The sequence below is a fragment of the Niastella sp. sgz303648 genome (genome assembly GCF_059587045.1).
Map to the genome: position 1 here is coordinate 407,458 of NZ_JCAPSW010000008.1, position 23,921 is coordinate 431,378.

Below are 23,921 nucleotides of genomic sequence, written 5' to 3' on the forward strand. Positions count from 1 at the left end.
GGAGGAAAAGGGGGTAAAATCATACAACAACCGGCCAATGAGCTCAGCAGGGAGAACTAATAAGTTACCCTAATTTTGACGCATGAATACAGCTTTGGTGCAGCCTGTTGTTTCGAAACGGAGAGCCCGGTTATCGATTGGTGCATTCTTTTTTATGGCCGGATTGTGTTTTGCCAGCTGGGCCTCCCGCATTCCCGATATTAAACTTTATCTGAAGTTAAGCGATGCCGGGTTGGGCGGCGTATTACTTGCCCTGCCGGTTGGACTAATGGTTTCGTTGCCTTTTTCGGGTTGGCTGGTGCATCATTTCGGCAGCCGAAAAATGGTTTTATTATCTGCCGTTTTGTATGCCTCGGTATTGAGTACGATCGGTTTGGTGCACGCTACCTGGCAACTGGTTATTGCCTTATTTGCCTTTGGTTTGGTGGGCAACCTGTTAAATATCGCTGTGAACACACAGGCGGTTAGTCTTGAAGTTTTGTATGGCCGCTCCATCATGGCCTCCTTTCATGGAATATGGAGCCTCGCAGGTTTTACCGGTGCTTCTGTCGGCACCATTATGATCAATTTTCATCTTTCACCATTTACGCATTTTGTTATTATTACCTTAACTGCGTTTACGCTTGTTGGTTTGTTATACCGAAATACCCTGATACAGGATATCAATGCTGATTCAGACAGGCCCTTGTTTGCAAAACCCGATGCTACTTTGTTGAAGCTGGGTTTGATTGCCATGTGCTGCATGGTTTGCGAAGGAGCTATGTTTGACTGGAGTGGTGTTTATTTTCAAAAAATAATTCAGGTGTCCAAAGGATTAACGACAGTTGGATATACGGCGTTTATGTGTACCATGGCAGGCGGACGTTTTATCGGCGACAAACTGATAACCCGGCTTGGTACACAACGTATGCTGCAAATAAGCGGACTGGTTATTGTCTGCGGATTGTCGCTGGCAATCGGAATGCCATATCTTGTTACGGCTACATTAGGGTTTATGCTGGTGGGCATTGGCGTATCGTCGGTAGTGCCGCTGGTATATGGCGCTGCCGGAAAATCAACCATATTTTCACCGGGCGTGGCGCTGGCCGCCGTATCTACCATCGGCTATCTTGGTTTTTTGGCCGGTCCGCCAATGATCGGTTTTATAGCGCAGGCTGCCAACCTTCGATGGTCGCTGGCGCTGATTGCGGTATTGGGATTTACCACTACGATCATTGCTACACGCACACAATTTAAATAACGAATATCGAATGTTGAATTTTGAATGTTGAAATTTCGACATTCGTCATTGGACATTCGACATTCGAAATTGGATATTATTTACAGCATCATATCAGCAATTTGCTCACCAATTACCGGAGCCAGGGCAACCCCCATGCCGCTCATGCGAACGGCACAAAATACCTGTGGAGACACTTCTTTTACGATGGGCATTTTTTCATTTCCCATACCCATAATGCCGCTCCACCGGTCGGTTATCTGGTAGGTATAACCGGGCAGAATATATTTTGCGAGGAATTGCTCCAGTTCGTTTTGTATTTTTTCGGTGATCGTCATTTCGGTGGTGGCTTCTTCTTCAAAAGCCTTGTTGCGTGCGCCGCCGAGCAGTATGCGGTTGCCCAGGTTGCGGAAGTAGTAATAGCCCGCATCGTAATGAAAAGTGCCTTTTAATTTCAATCCTTCGATGGGCGTTGTTACCAATACCTGTCCGCGGGCAGGTATAATATTCAGGTTGGGCAGCAATTGCCGGGCAAATGCATTGGTGCAAATAAGCAGCCGGCTGGTGCTCACATTCACAAGCTGATTGGTATACAGATCGATATGGTCATTATTTTTTTCAAAGCCGCTAATTTCAACGGCATTTAAAACAGTTACTCCCATGCCCTGTATGGCCTGTAGCAATGCCTGGCACAATTTGCCCGAATGCAGATATCCTTCGAGTTTATTTTCAATTAAATGGGCTACGCTGTGTAAACCCAATTCAGGTATTTTTTTATCGGCCTGTTTGAATGTTTTTTCTTTATCGGTTATGTTGTGCAGCAATTTGTTTAGCCGGTGCATGTCATCGTGCAGTTGTTTTTTTTGATGGCTATCATTTTCAGTGAAAAGCTCGTAGCCGCCGCACAGGTCAAAATCAATGGCTTTATCTTTAAACACTTTACGAATTCGCTGCAGCCCATTATACCGCATTTCAACCAGTTGTAACATATTGTCTTCGCCATACTTTGCCATATCTTCTGCCAGTTCGGTAACGCTGCCAAAGCAGGCAAAGCCGGCATTGCGCGTACTGGCGCCTGTAGGAATAATACCCCGGTCAACAATGGCTATTGATAATTTGGGCTTTTTCTTTTTAAGATACCAGGCGCACCATAACCCTACCAGTCCGCTGCCCACAATAATTACATCTTTGGGTGCATAAAAACTTTCTTTTTCCCAGATAGAAACTTGCATTTTTATATTTTTACAACTGTAATCGAATATAAATTAAGAAGTAAACAACTGATGATGAAAAAAATTATCCAATTACTATCCTGTGTATTACTATTAACCGGTTGTGAAAGTACTCAACAAATACTTAAAACGCTGGGGCAGGACCCGAACGGACAGTTAACCAGTACCGAAATTGCCTCGGGGTTAAAACAGGCGCTTGAAGTGGGTGCTCAAAATTCGGCCAGCCAGTTATCGGCCCTCGACGGATTTTTCAAAAATGCAGCTATTAAAATATTGTTGCCGCCCGAAGCGCAAAAAGTTGAAAAAACCTTGCGCGATGTAGGCATGGGCAGTTTGGTTGATAAAGCTATTTTATCGGTAAACCGTGCCGCAGAAGATGCCGCCAAATCTGCTTCACCTATTTTTATCGATGCCATCAGAACAATGACCATACAGGATGCCATCGGCATTTTGCAGGGCGGTGATTTTGCGGCGACCAATTACCTGAAATCAAAAACAACCAGCGCATTGATAACGGCTTTTAAACCGGTTATTGAAAAATCGCTCGAGAAAGTAAGCGCTACCAAATACTGGTCGGATGTATTTACGAATTACAATCGTTTTGCAACCAATAAAATCAACCCCGATTTGAGCGGTTTTGTAACGGGTAAAGCCATCGATGGTATTTTTTACCAGGTAAGTCTTGAAGAACAAAAGATCCGCAAAGATCCTGTTGCACGGGTAACCGATCTGTTGAAGAAAGTGTTTGGAAGCCGGTTGGCGCAAGGGCAATAATGAATATTGAATGTCGATGTTGAAATGAAGAAATAAAAAATGTCGAAGTTTGGTTTTTACTTCGATATTCGACATTTATCATTCATTATTCGATATTTAAAAGCCCATGCTTAATTTTATAAACCAGCTCAATCCCCACAGCACTAATCAGCATGCGGTGCTTTTTATTGGGTATTAATTTTTGTGTCCAGTCAACGAAACCGCCATCCGATAAATTGATCTCCATGCCATTGTGTTCGAGAAAAAATTTGAATTGAACCAACTGGTAATAATCGCCGGGATCTTTTTGTTGTTCAATATGTATGCTGATCGATTGATTCAGTTTGTGCAGCTGCGCTTCTAATTTTTGACGGAAGGCGGCATTGCTATCTTTTAAATAGATCTTAATAGATAATTTATCACTGTTGAACGCTGACGATAAAAGGCTTATATGAATATTGATGTGTTCCGGCAGGTTTTGCAGCTCAAAAGCAAAGCTGCCGGTATCGCGTCCGCCGGTTGCCATACACAATACACTAAAATGAGCGGTGAAGCCCGGGTTCGAAAAAGCCTGGCTTCTTACATGGCGGTGGGCAGTGGCATATTTTATATTGCCGGTTGTTTTTTTGTGTTTGAATTCCTGTGCCATTAATAATGCAAACACATTGGTAGCATCCGAAACAACTTCAGTTCCTCTTGTGGCCGAAACAACATTGTTCTGATCAACAAAACCTACGGCAGAGCAGGTTCCCGAAGGGGTTAATGGCGATAAGGTAACAACGCTGAACCCGGCTTCTTCCATTAATTTCAGGCATTGCAGTTCATATTCTTTTAAATCAATGGCCGAAACGCCTGAAGGGGCCGTGAACCTGTTCTTTTCAAACAGCTTTAATAGTTCGGGTGGTGAAATTGTTTTGGCCTTTATCCTGAACAATTCAAGCAATAAGCTATTCAATTCCGATGCGCTCAGCTTTTCGTTCAGATCATTTAACAGGTTGGCATATCCTGTCCTTTCTTCGATCAGTTTTGAAATATGACTCACTGATAAATAAAGAATATTTAATATAGAATGTTGAAGTATTGGAAATTAATAAAAAATGTCGAATGCAGAAGTAAATACTTCAGCATTCGACATTCAACATTCGTTATTCGATATTAAATATGTATCGGCTCACCGTAGGCCACTTCTATCGCTTCTTTTATATTTTCGCTCATAGTGGGGTGCGGGTGAATACTATCAAGCACTTCGTGATAAGTAGTTTCGAGTTTGCGGGCAACTACTGTTTCTGCAATCATTTCGGTAACGTTATATCCGATCATGTGAGTGCCCAGCCATTCGCCGTATTTGGCATCGAAGATTACTTTTACAAAACCTTCGTTATGTCCGGCTGCAGATGCTTTACCGGCAGCGGTTAACGGAAATTTACCAACTTTAATTTCGTAACCGGCATCTTTAGCCTGTTGCTCGGTTAAACCAACCGAAGCAATTTCGGGTGAGCAATAGGTACAACCCGGAACGTTGCCATAATCGAGCGGTTCGGGCTGATGGTTGAATTTCTTTTCACCATAGGCAATGGCTTCAACGCAAATAATACCTTCTTTCGAAGCTACGTGCGCCAGGGCCTGACCGGGAACGCAGTCACCGATAGCGTATACACCCGGTACATTGGTTTTGTAATATTTGTCAACTGCAATTTTACCTTTTTCGGTTTTTACACCGTTTTCTTCGAGACCAATGCCTTCAACATTGGCAGCTACACCAACAGCGCTTAATAACACATCGGCTTCGAGGGTTACTTCGCCATCTGCTGTTTTAACTTTTGCTTTTACGCCGTTGCCGCTGGTATCAACACTGGTAACTTCTGCACTGGTCATGATTTCGATGCCGTTCTTTTTGAAGTTTTTAGCCAGTTCTTTTGATACTTCTTCATCTTCTACCGGCACTATGCGCGGCATAAATTCAACGATGGTTACTTTGGTGCCGAGGGCGTTGTAAAAATAGCCGAACTCAACGCCGATCGCTCCGCTACCAACAACGATCATGCTTTTGGGTTGCCCGGGCAACACCATCGCTTCGCGGTAACCGATTATTTTTTTGCCATCTATTTTCATGCTGGGCAATTCGCGGCTACGGCCACCGGTTGCCAGAATGATATGTTTAGCTTCTACTATCTGAGTTTTACCATCGGTGCTTTTTACTTCAATTTGGCCTTTGGCTTTCAGTTTTCCAAAACCCATGATCACATCGATCTTGTTCTTCTTCATTAAAAACTGAACGCCTTTGCTCATTTTATCGGCTACTCCGCGGCTGCGTTTTACTACTGCTGCAAAGTCGGCTTGTCCGCTGGCTTCAATGCCATAATCTTTTGCATGCTTAATGTATTCGAATACCTGGGCGCTTTTTAATAAAGCTTTGGTGGGAATACAGCCCCAGTTCAAACAAATACCTCCAAGACTTTCTTTTTCAATAACAGCGGTCTTGAAACCGAGTTGTGAAGCCCGGATAGCCGCCACATATCCGCCGGGGCCGCTTCCGAGTACTACTACGTCGTATGCCATTTTCGATTTACGATTTTAGATTTTACGATTTTCTGATTCTTCCGGCAGTATTGTATTACTGACTTTCTTATTACCTTCTAAAGACCTGCGAAGCTACTCGAAAATGAGAAAAGAGCAAAAAAAAGGGAATGACTCCATTCCGCGCTTTTTTGGTAATATTTATTGTGTTATATATGCCTTTTTTTTGCACATGCTTCAGAAATTGTTAATTACCTGTATCTTTTAGATGGTGAACACGGTCGATTTACTACCTTCATCTAACAACCCCATTATGAAAAAGTTTATCCGTGGCTTTATTTACATTATTCTGTTAATAGTTGTTCTTTTTAGCGCATATGCTTTCATTTCGGGCAAAACTTATTTGTTTGAGGCTGTATGGTACAATTTTGCCAATATCGATGACTATCAAAAATTTACTAATAACACCGTTGTAACCGGTGTTCCACAACCCTGGAGCGAGGCAAACGGCTATAATAAAACGCCCCTTAAGCCTGAGTTGAAAAAAATGCTCGAAGACCTGGAAACCATTGCCCTGCTGGCCATTAAAAACGATAGCATTGTTTATGAGCAGTATTGGGATGGTTATAGCGACTCTTCTTTATCGGGCTCGTTTTCGATAGCCAAAAGCATAACCGGTTTGCTGATTGGCGCTGCCATAAAAGAAGGAAAGATTCAATCGGTTGAAGAGCCGGTTGGCAATTATCTGGATGAATTTAAGCAGGGTCAGAAGGCAAAAGTGCGCATTGTTGATTTGCTTACCATGAGCAGCGGCACCAACTGGGACGAATCGTATGCGAACCCGTTTTCGGCAACAACTGAATTGTATTATGGCCATAATGCCAATAAAGTTGCTGTTGCGGTGTCGGTAGTTCGGCCGCCCGGCACTTTGCATAGATATAAATCAGGAGATACAGAACTGCTGGCACTGATTCTTAAAAAAGCAACCGGTAAATCGCTCAGCGCCTATGCTTCGGAAAAATTATGGCAGCCGCTGGGGGCCGAACATGCTGCATTGTGGAGCACCGATGATATAGGCGGAACCGAAAAAGCCTATTGCTGTTTTAATTCAAATGCACGCGATTTTGCGCGACTGGGTCAACTGATGCTCGACAGCGGCCGATGGAAAGGCAATGAAATTATTTCAACCGATTACTACCTGAAATCAATACACCCCTGCATGATCCCCGACGAAACGGGTGAACCCACCAAATATTATGGGTACCAGTGGTGGCTCATACCCAGCCGGCCCGATATTTTTTATGCCCGCGGTATTTTGGGCCAGTACATCATCGTAATTCCTTCGAAAAAAACAGTAGTGGTAAGACTTGGCAAAAAAAGAGCTCAGGAGCGCATCGATATGGCTCCGGCAGAGGTAGATGCGCTGATAAAATGGGGGTTGAGTTTGTAGGGCCCTGAGCGTAGTCGAAGGGGACTGACCCGGCATTCTGAGCGAAGTCGAAGAATGCTTGCATAGTCGAAGGATCGGGATGCATTTATTGGCTGTGGTACTACTATCGCCGTTTGTTGTGTCACTTCCCGATAGCTATCGGGATGCGTTCTGAACTTTGCGCAACAAGCTTTGCCATGATTTTCCTTCGACTGCGCTCAGGAACTGTTACACATCCTTCGACTGCGCTCAGGATTTTCATACATTTGCGGTTTAATTAAAACTATGAAACTGGATTTACTGGCCATTGGCGTTCATCCTGATGATGTGGAACTGGGCTGCTCCGGCACTATGCTAAATGAAATAAAACGAGGCAAAAAAGCCGGTATTCTCGACCTTACACAAGGCGAACTGGGCACCCGCGGCACTATCGAAACCCGATATGCCGAAGCAGCCAAAGCGGCTGAAATAATGGGTATTCACCTGCGCGCCAACCTGAAAATGCGGGATGGCTTTTTTCGCAATGACGAGGAACATCAGTTGCAGCTGATACAGGCGATAAGGACTTATCAACCTGAAGTTGTTTTGGCCAATGCCCTCGACGATCGTCACCCCGACCACGGGCGTGCCGGTCACCTGATTTCAACCGCCTGCTTTTTGGCCGGACTTGCAAAAATTGAAACAAACGACCTGAATGGAAAGCCGCAGCAACGCTGGCGCCCAAAATACGTGCTGCATTACCTGCAGGACTGGTATCATGAACCTGATGTGATTGTTGACATTACCGATGTTTTTGAACAGCGAATGAAGGCCATTGAAGCATATACCACCCAGTTTTATAATCCTGTAAACGGTGGTGATGGGCCGCAAACCTATATTTCATCACCCGATTTTTTAGATAGTTTGATAGGCCGGGCGCGCATGATGGGCAAACGGATCGGGGTAAAGTATGCCGAAGGGTTTATCAGTGAAAAGAAAATCGGCATCAGTAATTTAGATGCGTTGCTGCAGGTTGAAACGTGAGGAATATGTTCCGGTTACCAGGTCCCGGTTACCGGTAACTGGCAACCGGTAACTGGTAATAGAATTGAATTTTTTGCATTTATACGAATTACAAAAGCATGACAAAAGTTAAAGTAGGGCTGGTGCAGATGAGTTGCACAAATAATAAGGAGGAAAACCTGCAAAAAGCGATTACCAAAGTACGTGAGGCCGCAGCCAAAGGTGCTCAGATCGTTTGTTTACAGGAATTGTTCACCTCGCTGTATTTCTGCGATGTGGAAGATTATGAAAATTTCAAACTGGCAGAAGCAATACCCGGTACTTCTACTGAAGCATTAAGTAAAGTAGCGGCCGAAACCGGCGTGGTAATTATTGCATCTTTATTTGAAAAAAGAACACAAGGCATTTATCACAATACAACAGCCGTGCTCGATGCAGATGGTACTTACCTCGGTAAATACCGTAAAATGCATATACCCGATGACCCGGCCTATTACGAAAAGTTTTACTTCACCCCGGGCGATCTGGGATATAAAGTTTTCAAAACAAAATTCGCTACCATCGGTGTGCTCATTTGCTGGGACCAGTGGTATCCTGAAGCAGCGCGCATCACCGCGTTAATGGGCGCTGAAATATTATTTTATCCCACGGCTATTGGCTGGGCCACTTCGCAGGATTCTATTACCAATACAGAACAATACAATGCATGGCAAACCATACAACGCAGTCATGCAGTTGCCAACGGCGTGCATGTGGTAAGTGTGAACAGGGTAGGGTTGGAGCAAAACGGCGCTATGAAATTCTGGGGTGGTTCATTTGTGAGCAATCCGTTCGGCACTATTTTATACCAGGCTACGCACGAACAGGAAGAAGTGCATGTTATGGAGCTGGATATTGCGCTGAGCGACCAGTACCGCACACACTGGCCTTTTTTGCGCGACCGCAGAATAGATTCATATCAGCCGATCACCAAACGATTTATTGACGAAGAAATATAAATTTGAAAATTTGAGGATTTGAAAATTTGAAAATGGAATACCCGATTGCCAATCTGTCTTCGAATTTTCAAATTGGCTCGTTTTCAAATTTTCAAATTAATTAAATGAAATCTGTTTCTCTTCAACTTCCTGACTCTCCAACACCAAAAGAATTAGGTTATTATTTCCCTGCTGAATTTGCGCCGCATTCGGCTACCTGGTTAAGCTGGCCGCATAAAGAAGCTTCGTGGCCGGGTAAAATTGAAACTATTTACCCGTATTACAGCGAGTTTGTAAAACAGCTTGCTCTGAGCGAAAAAGTGTGCATCAATGTGTGTGATGCGGTCATGAAGGTTTTTGCTGAAACCTGTTTGATGAAGGCCGGCGCCGACCTGAGCAGTATTCAGTTTTTTATACATCCTACCAACGATGCCTGGTGCCGCGACCATGGTCCGGCTTTTTTGATCAATCCTAATGCCGCCAACAAAAAAGTAATTGTTGATTGGGGTTATAATGCCTGGGGCAATAAATATCCTCCCTATGATCTGGATGATGTAATTCCGACTTTAATAGGCAAACACTACAACATACCTGTATACCATCCCGGTATTGTAATGGAAGGCGGTTCGGTTGAGTTTAATGGAAAAGGCGCTTTGCTTACTTCAACAGCCTGTTTGTTAAATCCTAACCGTAATCCGCACCTGAACCAGCAGCAGATTGAAGAATACCTGTATCATTATTATGGGGTAGAGCAGATATTATGGGTTGATGAAGGTATTATTGGCGACGACACTGATGGACATATTGACGATACCGTTCGTTTTGTAAATGAGAATACTGTATTAACTGTAATTGAAGAAAATAAGAACGACGAAAACTACGGCCTGCTGCAGCACAACCTGCGTCAGTTACAGCAAATGCGATTGCTGAACGGGCAGCAATTGAACATCATTGAATTGCCTATGCCCGATGCCGTAGTACATGAAGAACAACGATTACCCGCTTCGTACGCCAATTTTTATATTGCCAATAACGCAGTTTTTGTTCCAACCTACCGGTGTAATAAAGACGATAAAGCGTTACAGATCATTCAGCAATGTTTCCCCGATCGAAAAGTGACCGGCATCGATTCAACCGAAATTATCTGGGGCCTGGGAAGTTTTCATTGTTTAAGCCAGCAGGAGCCTCTTGTATAATAATGAATATTGAACTGAAGAATTTTGAATGTAAAAGTAAATACACCAAACAATATCGAATAATGAACTGAAGAATATTGAATTTTGAAGTTATAAACCGTTCGATATTGAACATTCTTCGGTTCGATATTCGATATTAAAAAAGTCCCCCGATCCATCGGGGGACTGCCCTTTAACAACCCTAAATCTCCATAAAAATCATATAATATTTTCGAGGTATTTATATCCTGAACCTGTGTTGAGCAACAGGATCTTTTCTGTACGTTGAATAGTTGCGGCCTGCACCAGTTGTAACAAGGCGGTTAATAACGCTCCGCCTTCAGGCGCTATCAGCAATCCTTCTTCACGGGCTATTTCTTTTACCGATGCAATCATGGCCGCATCACTAACAGCTAGCGGACATCCGTTCGACTCGCGTAGCACCTGTAATATCATATCCTCGGCAAACGGGTTAGGAACCGCCAGACCGTTGGCCAGCGACGGTTTGCCGGTATAGTTTTTTGCATTCGGCTGCAGGCCCTTCCATGTTTGCACAACCGGTTGGCAGTTTTCGGCCTGCACTGCAATCATACGCGGCAATTTTCCATTGATCCAGCCCATTTGCTGCATTTCTTTAAATGCCTTCCACATGCCAATTAACCCGGTACCGCCGCCGGTGGGGTAAAGTATTACATCGGGCAGGGCCCAGTTAAATTGTTCTGCAATTTCGTACCCCATGGTTTTCTTTCCTTCAAGGCGGTATGGCTCTTTCATGGTAGATATATCAAAACAATCGATCGATTGTTTCAGCTGCGCCACTTTCTTTGCACAATCACTGATCAGTCCGTCTACCAGTATCAGTTCAGCGCCGTACAATTCACATTCATCCTTAAAAACTTTTGGTGTATGCCGTGGCATGGCAACGATGGCTTTTATGCCTGCTGCTGCGCAATAAGCGGCCATGGCGCCTCCGGCATTTCCGGCTGTTGGAACAATGCAGGTATGCACCCCAAATTCCTTTGCTTTTGAAATTGCAGCGCTTATGCCTCTTGCTTTAAATGAACCGGTAGGATTTTTTGATTCATCTTTCATGAACAGGTTGGGCAATTCGTATTTTGCCCGTAACCGTTGAAGGTTAAGTATAGGAGTCATGCCTTCACCAAGACTAATTATATTTTCTTCTTCAAATACCGGCAAAACTTCTCTGTATCGCCACATAGTTGCAATGCGGTTATACAATTCAGTTTTATGCGGTACATCGTGCAGGTTGTATCCGGCAACAAGAGGTTGCCGGCAACAGGGCGAAAAGGTGTGAACTTCGTACGCACTATATGACCGGCCGCATTGCGAACAGCTAAGCTGTGTTAAAGAAGTAATTTGTTCTATCGTTCTCATTGTACAGGTATGACAAGGTAAAAGTAACAACCTGCTGCAACGAAATCGATATCGTTTGCTTATACGCTATAACTTTTTGTTATAGTAACTGGTAGCCAGCTTAATGAATAGTTGATTAATACGATCTGTTTCGGATCCGCGCCGTTGCATAAAATAAAATTCACGGTTTATTTGTAAACCAGGGATGGTTAAACGAACCAGTTCGCCGTTTTTAAGCTGACGGGCAACCGAACGTAGCGGCAAAAAACCGAGGCAAACATCATCTAACAAAAAGTTTTTCAGAGCCTCGGTACCTCCCAGTACAATTTTATGCTGTATATCGGCAATGCTTATTTTTAATTTCTGCAGCGCTTCGGTAACTGCCTGCAGGGTGCCGGAGCCTCTTTCGCGCAGGGCTACGGGAATGGATTTCAGATCTTCGGGCGAAATGGTCTTTTTTTTAACGAGGTCGCTTTTGGCACTGCATACCGGTATCACTTCATCGGTTAAAAAAAACTGGTATTTAACCGATGTAATGGTGTTGCGGCCTTCGGTAATGGCCAGATCAATTTCGTGATTGAGCAATGCCTTTAAAATATTTTCTGAATTCCGGTTAACAAGGGTGAGTTCTATATTGGGATACTTAAGATGAAAGGCAGAAAATACGGGTGGAATAACATATAATGAAATGGTGGTGCTGGTGCCTAATGTTAGCGATCCTTTAGCCTGTTGCAGGTTTTTTTGTTTGGTGATATCAAACTCCAGCTGCCGCTGCAGCTCACGGCCATTTACCACATAATGCAACAAGATTTTTCCTTCGGCTGTAAGTGCTACGGAATTACCTTTACGCTCGAACAAACTTATTTTATAATGCTTTTCGAGCGATTGAATGTGTTTTGTAATAGCCGGCTGACTGATGTATAACACTTCAGCTGCCTTGGAAAAACTAAGATGCGTGGCCACTTCAAAAAATACTGCGTGACTATAGCTAAGCATAATCAAATTTCGAATAATGAATTATAAATAACAAATGTTGAAGTATTGCACTTCAACATTCATTATTTATTATTCGAAGTTCGTTATTTCTTTATTCGTGAATTGCTACAATGGGAACGTGGCTATGGTAGGCCAGCTTTTTGGTATGACTGGTTTTGAACAAGCTACTCAAAAAAGAATTGCTTCTGGGAACCATAACGATCAGGTCGATGTTTTTATCGGCCACAAACTGGCTGATGGCATCTAAAAAGTCGTATTGCCGGATAAAATAAAATTCGGGTGCATATTGCTGCAACATCGCTTCCAGTTTAGCTCTTTCGGCCTTGTATGCGTCGGACAGTTCAACATAATGTTCGCTGTCGACGTTCACAATATGTAGGGCTGGTTTAAACAGGTCGAGCGTAGCTTTAAGCGGCGCTTCGGGGATGGAGGTGTCTACATCTTTAAAATCGCTGGCCAGCACTACATTTTTTATTTTGCGGTATTTTGCGTCGGGCGGAATGATCAGCACCGGGCAAATACTTTCATTGGCCATGTCGAGCGTGTTGCTTCCCATAAAAATCTGCTCAAGGCGTGTGGCGCCGGTAATACCCATGATCACCATATCTATAGCCTGGTGGCGTATATAACGGGTAAGGGTTTCAACCAGCGAAGAACCTTTTTCAATAGCAAACTCAATAGGCACATTGCCCGCAGGCAATAATTCTTCTTTCAGCTGGCCAAGTGCCTGTGTAAGAATAATACGGCGGTCGTCATCGTCTTCGGTGAGCGGAGAACCATCGGAACCACCTGTTATCTTGTCTGACACATGTATTAAAATAATTTTTACATTATCAATGTCGGCAGCCATTTGCACAGCAAAACGGGCTGCATTCTTCGATGTATCGGAAAAGTCGGTTGGAACGAGCAATTTTTTCATTTTGTGGCTGGTTTTATGGGGCTACAAAATAAGGATATAATTCAATAAGAGTATCAATCAATTGTATTTTTTTCAGGGAACCGGTGTAAATAAATTCCCTAATTTTAAAAGCGTTAAACGTGAATCGGCAGTCGGCAATCGGCAAATGACAACATGATACGAATCAGAAACTTCAATTGCCGATTCACGATTGCCGATTCCCGACCATATAATATACCAACATGAAATCAATCAGCCTGTTATTTGTCACTGTATGGATTACTGTAATATGTGCCGCTCAAACTGCTTCCGATATTGCCATTATACCCGAACCGGTTTCGCTCGAAAAAAAGAGCACCCGGTTTTTATTGAATAATCAAACCCGTATTGCGGCCGATAAAAATGCCGATGTACAACGGGTGGTTGGCTTTTTTACCGCACAGGTTCATCAGGCTACGGGATTTGCGCTGGCCGCACAACCGGCAACACCGGCAAAAAGTAATATAATTAGTTTTTCGCTGAACCATAAGGCCGATGCCGCATTGGGTAAAGAAGGATATACTATAGATGTTTCGGCTACGGGTGTCAAAGTGCTGGCGAATGAACCGGCCGGGTTGTTTTATGCCACCCAAACCCTGTTGCAACTGTTGCCGAAAGAAATAGAAAGCGGGTCGGTGGTTAAAAAAACGGCATGGACCATTCCCGGCGTGCATATCAGCGATTATCCACGATTTGCCTGGCGGGGGCTGATGTTCGACGTGGTTCGCCACTTTTTTACCAAAGAGCAGGTAAAGCAATATATTGATGAAATGGTTAAATATAAATACAATCTGTTGCATTTACATTTAACCGACGATCAGGGATGGCGGGTAGAAATTAAAGCCCTGCCCAAATTAACCGAAGTGGGCGCCTGGCGGGTTGATAAAACGGGTTCTTTCGGCACTTTTTCGCCGCCCGCTGATGACGAACCCCGCACTTATGGCGGATTTTATACCCAAACCGATATTAAAGAACTGATTCAATATGCGGCCGACAGGTTTGTAAATATCTTGCCCGAAATTGATGTGCCCGGCCATAGTATGGCAGCTGTGGCTTCGTATCCCGATCTTTCATGTACACCGGGTACTTACCGCGTTAATTCAGGTGAAAAATTTATGCAATGGAGCGATACCGGTTTTTATGCGCTGGTAGATAATACGCTTTGCCCGGCCAATGATAAAGTGTACGATTTTCTCGATAAAGTGTTTACCGAAGTAGCACAGCTTTTTCCGTTTGAATACATACACATGGGCGGCGATGAGTGTGCTAAAAATTTCTGGGAAAAAAGCGATGCCATAAAACAATTGATGCAACGTGAAGGATTAAAAGACCTGCATGAAGTACAAAGTTATTTTGTGAAAAGGGTTGAGAAGATCATTGAATCGAAAGGAAAAAAACTGATAGGGTGGGACGAAATTCTTGAAGGCGGACTGGCGCCAAATGCAGCTGTAATGAGCTGGCGCGGATCGAAAGGAGGGGCCGAAGCAGCCGCCATGAAGCACGATGTGGTAATGAGTCCCAATTCGAATACCTATATCGATCTGATGCAGGGCGATGGTGTAATTGAACCACCCGTTTATAAAATTGTTCGTTTAAAAACATCGTATCAGTTTGAGCCCGTTCCCGAAGGCGCCGATCCTAAATATATAAAAGGCGGACAGGCCAATTTATGGACGGAGCAGGTTTACAATATGCGACATGCGCAGTATATGACCTGGCCCCGCGCATTTGCGGTAGCAGAGAGTGTATGGTCGCCTGCAGCAAAAAAGAACTGGAATGATTTTGTGCGCAGGGTCGAAAATCATTTTCAGCGTTTTGATGTAGCCGAAATTAAATATGCACCCAGCATGTACGATCCCATTTTTACAGCAACAAAAGATGGCGAACAACTGAAAGTTGAAATGAGCACCGAAATAGAAGGACTTGATATTTATTACAGCTTTGATAATTCATTTCCCGACAGATTTTATCCCCGGTATACGCAGCCGTTGATTGTGCCGAAAGATGCGGTGAACCTAAAAGTAATTACCTATAAAGGCAGGGAGCCCATCGGGCGACAAATCGTAATGCCGGTAGCGGAGTTGCGGAAAAGAACGGAGAAGAAAAAATAAGAAGAACGAAATCTGAAGTCAGAGGTCAGAAGTCAGAAGAGGTTGAAAGTTTGAGATGCTGAGACTTTTCAACAATTTGAGTCTTCTGACATCCGACCTCCGAAACAAAAAAAAAAAGGAACGCCTGTACTAATTTAATCCTTCACGGTACATGGGCGTTCCCTGGCAAGTGGAAATATTTACTAAAGATTATTATTGGTAACTGAACGATGTTTTGATTATCGTTTGGGTCTGAACCGGAAGTACATAATCGCCTGTTGCTTTATCCGATGAATTGATTATTCCATCAAAGTTCAGGTCTGCATATTTCAATAAACCTACAGATGGGGTGGGGGGTATGGCATCGCTTACCACAGTCATTGAAGTGTTTTGAGCACTCCGGCTATTGCCATCTTTTACCGTGACCTCGATTTTGGTAGTTAAGGTGTTCTGCGAATCACCCTTGCCGTTATCGTCTTTTTTACTGCACCCTGCTATAAGCAGTACGGATGTTTTATTCATAGGGGGTAGGTAAAGGTGATCATATATCTACAGGCAAAATACGTGCGAAAATCAAAATCGCAAATTACAAGTGTTGTTTTTGCTGCATGCCTTTAAATTTATTTTAAAGTTATATTTAAAGAAGTGAGAATGTGATTTTTTTATATATACTCTTTCTATCCTGATGATATGTACATGGAAAGTTGTTTTTATTACCCTTCTGTTATTTATCTGTCTGCGAAATAAAAAATCCTTTTGTTGTATTGTGGAATAAAAGTCTCACCCTGTTGAATGAGGGCTGCTGTTGCTAAGATGCACCCGGCCTTTACAATTTTCTTAACACGAAATTTTCTGCAATAAGTCTGTCAGGCACAAATAATGTTAATGATTGGAAGGTAAGTTAAGGGGTATTTATCATCACAAGGCCTTTGCTTCGGCAAGGGCCTTTCTGCGGAGGGAATCCTGAGCGCAGTCGAAGGATCCTGTAAAAATGCTGAGCGCAGTCGAAGCGTTTTATGCTTCGATCTTTCGATCCTTCGACTCCGCTCAGGAACATACTTCAACTTCGCTCAGTATCATAAAAAAAGCGTCCCGGTAAACCGGAACGCTTTTGTATCAGAATTTCAATTTTTATTTATCGCTTCAGCACTGCAAAAGAACTTAGAACTAAGATCTTAAAACTTAGAACTTTAGAGTCCCATTTTCTTTTTCAGGTTGGCATCGATGACATCCAGGAACTCTTCGGTATACAGGTAGTGTTTACCATGTTCTACTTTATTTCCATGGATACATACGGCCAAATCTTTAGTCATTTTACCACTTTCAACTGTTTCTATACAAACGGCCTCTATTGCATTGCAGAAATCGATCAGGGGCTGGTTGCCATCGAGCTTACCGCGAAAAGCCAAACCTCTGGTCCATGCAAAAATAGAAGCAATGGGGTTGGTGCTGGTAGGTTTACCGGCCTGGTGGTCGCGATAGTGGCGTGTTACTGTACCGTGTGCTGCTTCAGCTTCCATGGTTTTGCCATCGGGGGTTATCAAAACCGAAGTCATTAAACCTAAAGAGCCAAAACCCTGGGCTACAGTATCGCTCTGAACGTCGCCATCGTAGTTCTTACAGGCCCAAACAAAATTGCCGTTCCATTTCAGGGCACTGGCAACCATGTCATCGATCAGGCGATGTTCGTACACGATACCTGCCTGTTGAAAGGCTTGTTTGAATTCATTTTCAAAGATTTCGGCAAAAATATCTTTAAACCGGCCGTCGTATTTTTTAAGAATGGTATTTTTTGTACTTAAATACAAAGGCCACTTTTTATTCAACGCCATGTTGAAGCAGCTGCGGGCAAATCCGCGGATGCTTTCATCGGTATTGTACATGGTAAGGGCAACGCCATCACCTTTAAAATTGAATACTTCAAAAGTTTGCGGTTCTCCGCCACCTTCGGGAGTGAAGGTCATGGTGAGTTTACCTTTTCCTTTGATCACTGTATCGGTAGCCCGGTACTGATCGCCAAATGCATGACGGCCAACGATGATCGGGGCTGTCCAGTTGGTAACCAGGCGGGGGATATTATTAATTACGATTGGTTCGCGGAATACTGTACCATCCAATATATTACGAATGGTGCCATTGGGGCTCTTCCACATTTGTTTGAGGCTAAATTCTTTTACCCGGGCCTCATCGGGAGTAATAGTAGCACATTTGATTCCCACGCCATGCTCTTTAATGGCATTGGCGGCGTCGATGGTAACCTGGTCGTTGGTTTTGTCGCGGTATTCGATACCCAGGTCAAAATACTTAATGTCGAGGTTCAGGTAGGGAAGGATGAGTTTATCCTTGATAAATTTCCAGATAATGCGTGTCATTTCATCGCCATCCAGTTCTACAACAGGATTCTGTACATTGATTTTTTGTGCCATAAATGCGTGGTTTTAGCCTTCAAATAAGGGTGCAAACCTACAGCAGAATGACCAAATGCACAAAAGGCATTTTAAGCTGATAACAGGTTAAAATGCCGTTTACGGTTTACCAAAGGCCAGGTTCTGAGTACTTAGGCGGAAAAGCGATACATGATTGTACTTAAAAAATTGGAGTGATTGAGAAACAACAGTTAATAATAGTTGATAAATTATAAATTGCAGTATGGTTGCTATATTACAAAAGTATATAGACCAGTTTATTGATCTTCCTGCCGAAGAACTGGAGTCCCTGATAAATGCTATAGAAGTAAGGTCCGTTGATAAAAAAGTACGGCTTACCGATGTAAATGAAAATGAGAAGTATTTATATTTCGTAATTAAAGGACTGGCGCGTAAGTTTTTTTATAAAGGCAAGGAAGAGATAATAACACAAATAGCCAAAGAAGGTGAGCTGATATCTTCTTCGGTATCGTATTTTTCAGGCCAGCCTTCGGGTTATGTTATAGAAACCATTGAACCGACCACTTTTTATTCTTTACACAAAGACAAAGCAGAGCAACTATATAACCGTTACCCTAAACTGGAAAGACTAAGCAGGCTGATCATTACCGAATTGTTTTTACAGAAAGAAGTGTGGGAACTGGAGCGCATCCGGTATAATACAAAAGAACGTTTTTTACGTTTTATGACCGATAACCCTGAATTGTTTCAACGTGTTCCGCAAAAGTACCTCGCCTCTTATCTGAATATTAAGCCCGAAACGTTTAGCCGGCTAAAGCATTTGTTACGAAGCAAAAAATCAGATGCGCCTTATCTTAAATGATAGTTTTTTATGGAGCTGTGGTTTGCTTTCATTTTTATCTGTAGATTAGCTGTTGCGCTTCACACCGTATAATATTTTTATGGGGGATAAAAATCTTGCTGCCAGGGAATGCTATGAACAGCTATTGGTGTACCTGCAGCGGTTTACCTATATAAGCCGCGAAGGACTTCAACCGCTTTTACCTTACATGGAGATTCGCCGGTTCGATAAAAAAAAGATCCTTGTAAACCAGGGAGAGATCGATAATTACCTGAACGTCGTGATCAAAGGGCTCGTTCGCAAATATGTACCCTCGCCCAAAGGCGAAATAACGCTGCAACTGGCTACCGAAGGTCATTTTATACAGTCAGAAGTATCCTATCATCGCCGGGAGCCTTCTGAAGTAATACTCGAAACGTTGGAGCCGGTTATTCTGGTTTCGATGCAATACGACCGCATGAATGAGGCATTGAATACGGTGCCGGCAGCCGAAGCGCTGGGCCGGGCCATTGTAATGCAGATGTTCATTAAAAAAGATGCCCGCTATTTTGAACAGCTGAAAATTCCTACCAGGCAACGCTTTCTGGAATACATCAATAATCACCCGCACATGCTGCAACGCGTTCCGCAAAAAATTCTGGCTTCGTACCTGAATATCAAACCTGAAACTTTCAGCAGGTTGAAACATCTTTTACAAAAGAAATAGGTTGTTGTTTGTGGTTTGTAGTTTGAAGTTTGTTGTTGCTTCGCGATTTGAACATTCTAAGTAAATCAAACACCTGAACAGTTTAACAGGTTCAATACTACAGGGCAGGATTCTCCGAAAGAACCACAAACCCCGTCCGACCGGGTCATCCGGGCGGGCATAAACATCAAACCACAAACTTATCATAGGTGTATTAACTTACCACAAGCTATAAACTTGAAATTAATTATAAATTCACTACAAGTATAGGTATCGTAATATCATGTCTAACCGAATTAATGGTTTCGCCGTAGATCCAGTCTTTAACGCCGCTGTGGCGATGCGCACCAATGACCAGCATATCGGCTTTTGATTCTTTGACGATGCGAACTATTTCGGCCGAAGGGTTTCTGAAGCCAAGCTGTCCGGTGGCCGTTAATCCTTTAATCTGCAATTGTTGAACATAGAATTGCAACCGCATTTCATCATTACGGGTTTCAAAATCGTCGCTTTCTTTTCCCAATGCCCGGGCGCTGGCGCTTTCAACCACATGAATCAACACATATTCTGCATTGTTTTGCCCCTGGCCAATGGCATGCGCCAGCAGTACATCATCATGCTGTCCGAAATCGAGCGCTACCGCAATTTTTTTATAAACAGGTATGCTGAGTTGTTGCAAAACTTCGGTTTGCGGATGTATTTGTATTGATACCGGTTTGGGTTTTTTGAAGAAAGGATAAAATATAATATACCCTAATAGCCCGATAAATACTATTCCTCCGGCAATTATAAGCACCTCCCATAACATACTATGTGATGTAGCAAAGAAAGAGTTTGCTTCACTGATCACCATGCGAATATTCAGATAAACCAATATCGATGTTACGATCCACGCAATTACCTGTACATAGGGTTTGATGGCAAAATCGCCCATTGTTTTTTTGTCGCTCACAAAATGAATGAGCGGAATGATGGCAAACCCCAACTGCATGCTCAGTATAACCTGGCTCAACACCAGCAAACTATCAACTTTCTGTTCACCTGCCAGGGAAATTACCAGTATGGCAGGTATGATGGCCAGCAGACGGGTGAGCAGCCGGCGCATCCATGGATTGATACGTAACCGAAGATAGCCTTCCATAATGATCTGGCCTGCCAGCGTGCCGGTTACTGTAGAACTTTGCCCAGCCGCGATCAGCGCCACCGCAAATAATACCGGTGCTACTTTGGTGCCTAACAATGGCGCCATCAAACGATGGGCCTCTTTTATTTCGGCTACATTTTTTAATCCGCTTTCGAAAAATACTTTAGCCGCCAGAATCAAAATGGCTGCATTCACCAGAAATGCCAGGTTCAGGGCAATGGTGCTATCGATAAAATTCCATTTCAATGCCTGTTTAATGCCTTCGTGGTTCTTTTGAATTTTGCGCGTTTGCACCAGCGCCGAGTGCAGGTATAAGTTGTGCGGCATAACTGTGGCGCCTATAATGCCAATGGCAATATATAAAGCCTCGTTGTTGGGAAAGTAGGGAATAAAACCCGATGCAACAGCCGCCGGGTGTGGTTTGGCCAATATGATCTCGACAAGGAACGACAACCCGATCACTGCAATAAGACCAATAATAAAGGCTTCCATTTTGCGAATGCCTAATTGTCCTAATAACAATAATAGCAGGGTGTCGAAAACGGTAATGGCAACACCCCAAACCAATGGCAACCCGGTGAGCAGCTGAATACCAATGGCCATACCCAGCACTTCGGCCAGGTCGCAGGCTGCAATGGCTATTTCGGCCAATACGTACAACATAAAGTTAACCGTACGCGGATAAGCTTCGCGATTGGCCTGCGCCAGATCGCGGCGCCGAACAATGCCTAAGCGGGCCGACAGTCCCTGCAGCAGCAATGCCATGAGGTTACTCATGAGCAATACCCATATTAATGTATATCCAAACTTGCTTCCGCCGGCCAAGTCGGTTGCCCAGTTGCCGGGATCCATATAACCTACGCTAACAAGATATGCAGGACCAAAAAATGCAAATGCCTGTTTCCAGCCTATCTTTTTTGTACCGATATCAACGGATTCATGTACATCACTTAATGAGGCTTCCCCTTTTATTCTATTCATCATATTTCACAAAAACATTTTTAGCTACGTGTTCACTAATAGTTACAGTTGACTGATTTTTGATTTTCAGTTCGATTGAATTGTCGAAAGCGAACTTTTTCTTCACTTCGAGCCTGGTACCAAGGGCGATATGTTTATGGCTTAACAATTCAAGAATTTCGACCGACTGATCGCCGATGCTGCTTACTTCAGCCACCGTATTTACCGGTAAATTCAACAGGTCGACCTGGCGGGCAAGCGTCCAGCGCCCCTGGCTGTCGGGTATCGGATCACCGTGTGGATCGGTTTTGGGGAATCCTAAAAATTCATCAAGGCGATCGATCAGTTTTTTACTGCTGATATGCTCCAGCTCTTCCGCCATTTCATGCACTTCGTCCCATCCAAAGCGAAGTTTTTCTACCAGAAAAAACTCCCATAACCGGTGTTTGCGAATGATCTGCAGGGCTACTTTCCGTCCTTCGTTGCTTAGCTTAAACCCCTGGTATTTTTCGTACAATAACAGTTTTTGCGCCTTCAGCTTTTTAAGCATATCAGTAACCGAGGCGGGACGGGTTTGCATTTCATTGGCAACATCATTGGTGGTTACGGTACCGTGTGTTTCCTGCAGGTGAAAAATTGCTTTCAGGTAATTTTCTCTGCTGCTCGAAAATTTAGGACCCATACAGTTATTATTTCCGCTTTTAATGATTTATCTAAAATAAATTTTAGACAAATCTAAAAATTTAATCGCAGTTTTCCAAATGCCTTAGCGAAGCGGAGTTTATGTCTCTTGCAAAGGCGTTAAGCCGGAAATCTGTTTGTGGTTTGAGGTTTATGGTTTGTAGTTGCTGCCGCGCTTTGGAAATCATTATTACCTCCCCGCGCCTTAAAATTGCTACAGGATCAAAATCGCACATTATGATTCACCGAAAGAACCACAAACCACAAACTTCAAACTATAAACTGCTTTGTCGGGTTTCTGTGGCAATTTGCCGATGAATGCTTATTTTTAACTATCAACAGCATACAGGATTTATATATGAAGAAATATCTTTTCAGCTTTTGTTTGCTTTTACTGGTATTTGGATGTAAAAACAAAAAAGCATCGTTGCAGGATGATGAGCAGGTAACCGTTTCAGACTTTATTGAATTTTATCCTGAGGAATCACTCCCTTATATTATTTCTGATACCATGTTGTTAAGAAAACCGAACGACTCCATGGTAATAGGGCTTAAAACTTTCACAAAATTTATTCCCGATACAATTTTCAGGAAAGACTTTGGCAAAAGCGCCACACCAAAATTGTATGCCCTGGCAAGAACGGCCGAAAAAGGAAAAGAGAAATATATTTTTACCGAAGCTGTTTCGGGCAGCAAAAGAGTGGCTTACCTCGCTTGTTTTAGTAAAGACGATAAATTTTTAAAAGCGATGCCGCTGGTAAGAACAGGTTTCGATCACTATACCTCGGCATATGGATTGCTTGATTCAAAATTTCAGATCACCACATATCGTGAAACCAAAAAAGCCAACGGCGATGTGCTGTTTAAGCGGAATATCTATTTCTATGACCGCAATTCAGACAACTATACGCTGATTGTAACAGAGCCTAATGAGGATATTATTCAGGATGTCATCAATCCTATTGATACTCTGGCTGCTAAAAATAAGTTTTCGGGCGACTATGTTCAAAATGCCAAAAATTATATTTCGGTGCGTGATGGCAAAAACCCTTCAGAGATCACTTTCTTTGTTCACTTTGAAAAGAACAATGGCGAGTGTACCGGCGAGTTAAAAGGCAATGCCCGTTTTGTTTCGCCCGGCATAGCAGTTTATACAAGAGGCGATAACCCCTGTGTGCTTGAACTGGCATTTACCGGCAGCAAGGTAACCATGAAAGAAAAAGGCGGTTGCGGATCTTTCAGGGATATAAAATGTTTCTTTGAAGGAAGTTTCTGGAAAAAGAAAAAGGCTGTAAAGTCAAAAAAATAATGTTGAATTGACGTTAAATAAGCAGTTACAATTTGCCGGGTTAATGTTACCATATGTATAGTTAACTAGTTGACAAGTTAACAGGTTGACAAGTTAACTGGTTAACTTGTCAACTTGTTAACTGATTAACTTATCAATTTAACTTAATACAGGTTTCTCTGTACCGTGCCAACATGAATAATACTATATAAAATTTAGCGTTATATTGCGGCC

20 protein-coding genes are annotated in these 23,921 nt (G+C 43.1%); 10 read left to right on the top strand and 10 right to left on the bottom strand.

The genetic code is table 11. The annotated features are described in order from the left end of the window. Nucleotides 1-82 precede the first annotated feature (82 nt). Complete coding sequence (locus tag AC59IL_RS24390; protein ID WP_496554818.1) at nt 83-1,240, top strand: MFS transporter; 1,158 nt, start codon at nt 83-85, stop codon at nt 1,238-1,240. An 80-nt stretch (nt 1,241-1,320) separates the two neighbouring features. Here AC59IL_RS24390 and AC59IL_RS24395 read toward each other — a convergent pair whose 3' ends face one another. Further along, on the bottom strand, nt 1,321-2,451 hold the full coding sequence (locus AC59IL_RS24395; RefSeq protein WP_496554819.1) for an NAD(P)/FAD-dependent oxidoreductase: 1,131 nt from the start codon (nt 2,449-2,451) through the stop codon (nt 1,321-1,323). A 54-nt stretch (nt 2,452-2,505) separates the two neighbouring features. Between AC59IL_RS24395 and AC59IL_RS24400 the strand changes: the two genes are divergently transcribed. Next, nucleotides 2,506-3,225, top strand: coding sequence for a DUF4197 domain-containing protein (locus tag AC59IL_RS24400; protein ID WP_496554820.1), 720 nt, complete (start codon nt 2,506-2,508; stop codon nt 3,223-3,225). Between the two features lie 85 nt (nt 3,226-3,310). Here AC59IL_RS24400 and AC59IL_RS24405 read toward each other — a convergent pair whose 3' ends face one another. Both AC59IL_RS24405 and lpdA read right to left on the bottom strand, forming a co-directional pair. Further along, the gene (locus AC59IL_RS24405; RefSeq protein WP_496554821.1) at nt 3,311-4,246 is read right to left on the bottom strand and encodes a hypothetical protein; all 936 of its coding nucleotides are present in this window, start codon (nt 4,244-4,246) and stop codon (nt 3,311-3,313) included. Nucleotides 4,247-4,359: 113 nt separating this feature from the next. Next, nucleotides 4,360-5,763: a dihydrolipoyl dehydrogenase gene (gene lpdA / locus AC59IL_RS24410; protein WP_496554822.1), complete on the bottom strand. Its 1,404-nt coding sequence runs from the start codon at nt 5,761-5,763 to the stop codon at nt 4,360-4,362. A 271-nt stretch (nt 5,764-6,034) separates the two neighbouring features. On the opposite strand from lpdA, the gene AC59IL_RS24415 reads away from it, so the two are divergent. The 4 genes from AC59IL_RS24415 (at nt 6,035) to AC59IL_RS24430 (ending at nt 10,325) form a co-directional block, all read left to right on the top strand. After that, complete coding sequence (locus tag AC59IL_RS24415) at nt 6,035-7,171, top strand: serine hydrolase domain-containing protein (RefSeq protein ID WP_496554823.1); 1,137 nt, start codon at nt 6,035-6,037, stop codon at nt 7,169-7,171. A gap of 264 nt (nt 7,172-7,435) precedes the next feature. After that, nucleotides 7,436-8,173 carry a bacillithiol biosynthesis deacetylase BshB1 gene (gene bshB1 / locus AC59IL_RS24420; protein ID WP_496554824.1) on the top strand — a complete coding sequence of 246 codons (738 nt, stop codon included), beginning with the start codon at nt 7,436-7,438 and terminating at the stop codon, nt 8,171-8,173. 98 nt (nt 8,174-8,271) lie between these two features. Continuing rightward, entirely contained in the window at nt 8,272-9,150 is an 879-nt protein-coding gene (locus AC59IL_RS24425) for a carbon-nitrogen hydrolase (protein WP_496554825.1), read from the top strand. Nucleotides 9,151-9,254: 104 nt separating this feature from the next. Further along, the gene (locus AC59IL_RS24430) at nt 9,255-10,325 is read left to right on the top strand and encodes an agmatine deiminase family protein (RefSeq protein ID WP_496554826.1); all 1,071 of its coding nucleotides are present in this window, start codon (nt 9,255-9,257) and stop codon (nt 10,323-10,325) included. 198 nt (nt 10,326-10,523) lie between these two features. On the opposite strand, the gene AC59IL_RS24435 is transcribed toward AC59IL_RS24430, so the two are convergent. The 3 genes from AC59IL_RS24435 to AC59IL_RS24445 form a co-directional block, all read right to left on the bottom strand. Next, a complete protein-coding gene (locus AC59IL_RS24435) occupies nt 10,524-11,699 on the bottom strand; it encodes a threonine synthase (protein WP_496554827.1) in 1,176 nt (391 codons plus the stop codon). A 66-nt stretch (nt 11,700-11,765) separates the two neighbouring features. After that, nucleotides 11,766-12,674, bottom strand: a complete 909-nt coding sequence (locus AC59IL_RS24440; protein ID WP_496554828.1) for a LysR substrate-binding domain-containing protein — start codon at nt 12,672-12,674, stop codon at nt 11,766-11,768. Between the two features lie 91 nt (nt 12,675-12,765). Continuing rightward, a complete protein-coding gene (locus AC59IL_RS24445; protein ID WP_496554829.1) occupies nt 12,766-13,593 on the bottom strand; it encodes a universal stress protein in 828 nt (275 codons plus the stop codon). 221 nt (nt 13,594-13,814) lie between these two features. On the opposite strand from AC59IL_RS24445, the gene AC59IL_RS24450 reads away from it, so the two are divergent. Continuing rightward, nucleotides 13,815-15,722, top strand: a complete 1,908-nt coding sequence (locus tag AC59IL_RS24450; protein ID WP_496554830.1) for a beta-N-acetylhexosaminidase — start codon at nt 13,815-13,817, stop codon at nt 15,720-15,722. A gap of 192 nt (nt 15,723-15,914) precedes the next feature. Here AC59IL_RS24450 and AC59IL_RS24455 read toward each other — a convergent pair whose 3' ends face one another. Continuing rightward, on the bottom strand, nt 15,915-16,223 hold the full coding sequence (locus AC59IL_RS24455) for a hypothetical protein (protein ID WP_496554831.1): 309 nt from the start codon (nt 16,221-16,223) through the stop codon (nt 15,915-15,917). 668 nt (nt 16,224-16,891) lie between these two features. Further along, nucleotides 16,892-18,127: an isocitrate dehydrogenase (NADP(+)) gene (locus AC59IL_RS24460; RefSeq protein WP_496554832.1), complete on the bottom strand. Its 1,236-nt coding sequence runs from the start codon at nt 18,125-18,127 to the stop codon at nt 16,892-16,894. Nucleotides 18,128-18,350: 223 nt separating this feature from the next. Between AC59IL_RS24460 and AC59IL_RS24465 the strand changes: the two genes are divergently transcribed. Both AC59IL_RS24465 and AC59IL_RS24470 read left to right on the top strand, forming a co-directional pair. Continuing rightward, a complete protein-coding gene (locus AC59IL_RS24465; RefSeq protein ID WP_496554833.1) occupies nt 18,351-18,950 on the top strand; it encodes a Crp/Fnr family transcriptional regulator in 600 nt (199 codons plus the stop codon). Between the two features lie 79 nt (nt 18,951-19,029). Beyond that, complete coding sequence (locus AC59IL_RS24470; protein ID WP_496554834.1) at nt 19,030-19,635, top strand: Crp/Fnr family transcriptional regulator; 606 nt, start codon at nt 19,030-19,032, stop codon at nt 19,633-19,635. Between the two features lie 226 nt (nt 19,636-19,861). Here the strand turns inward: AC59IL_RS24470 and AC59IL_RS24475 are convergent, their stop codons facing one another. Both AC59IL_RS24475 and AC59IL_RS24480 read right to left on the bottom strand, forming a co-directional pair. Next, on the bottom strand, nt 19,862-21,742 hold the full coding sequence (locus tag AC59IL_RS24475; RefSeq protein ID WP_496554835.1) for an Nramp family divalent metal transporter: 1,881 nt from the start codon (nt 21,740-21,742) through the stop codon (nt 19,862-19,864). Next, nucleotides 21,732-22,400, bottom strand: a complete 669-nt coding sequence (locus AC59IL_RS24480; RefSeq protein ID WP_496554836.1) for a metal-dependent transcriptional regulator — start codon at nt 22,398-22,400, stop codon at nt 21,732-21,734. The genes AC59IL_RS24475 and AC59IL_RS24480 overlap by 11 nt, the downstream gene beginning before the upstream one ends. 357 nt (nt 22,401-22,757) lie before the next feature. On the opposite strand from AC59IL_RS24480, the gene AC59IL_RS24485 reads away from it, so the two are divergent. Continuing rightward, nucleotides 22,758-23,708 (top strand): hypothetical protein, encoded by a 951-nt coding sequence (locus tag AC59IL_RS24485; RefSeq protein ID WP_496554837.1) that lies wholly within the window; start codon nt 22,758-22,760, stop codon nt 23,706-23,708. The last annotated feature ends 213 nt before the right edge of the window (nt 23,709-23,921 follow it).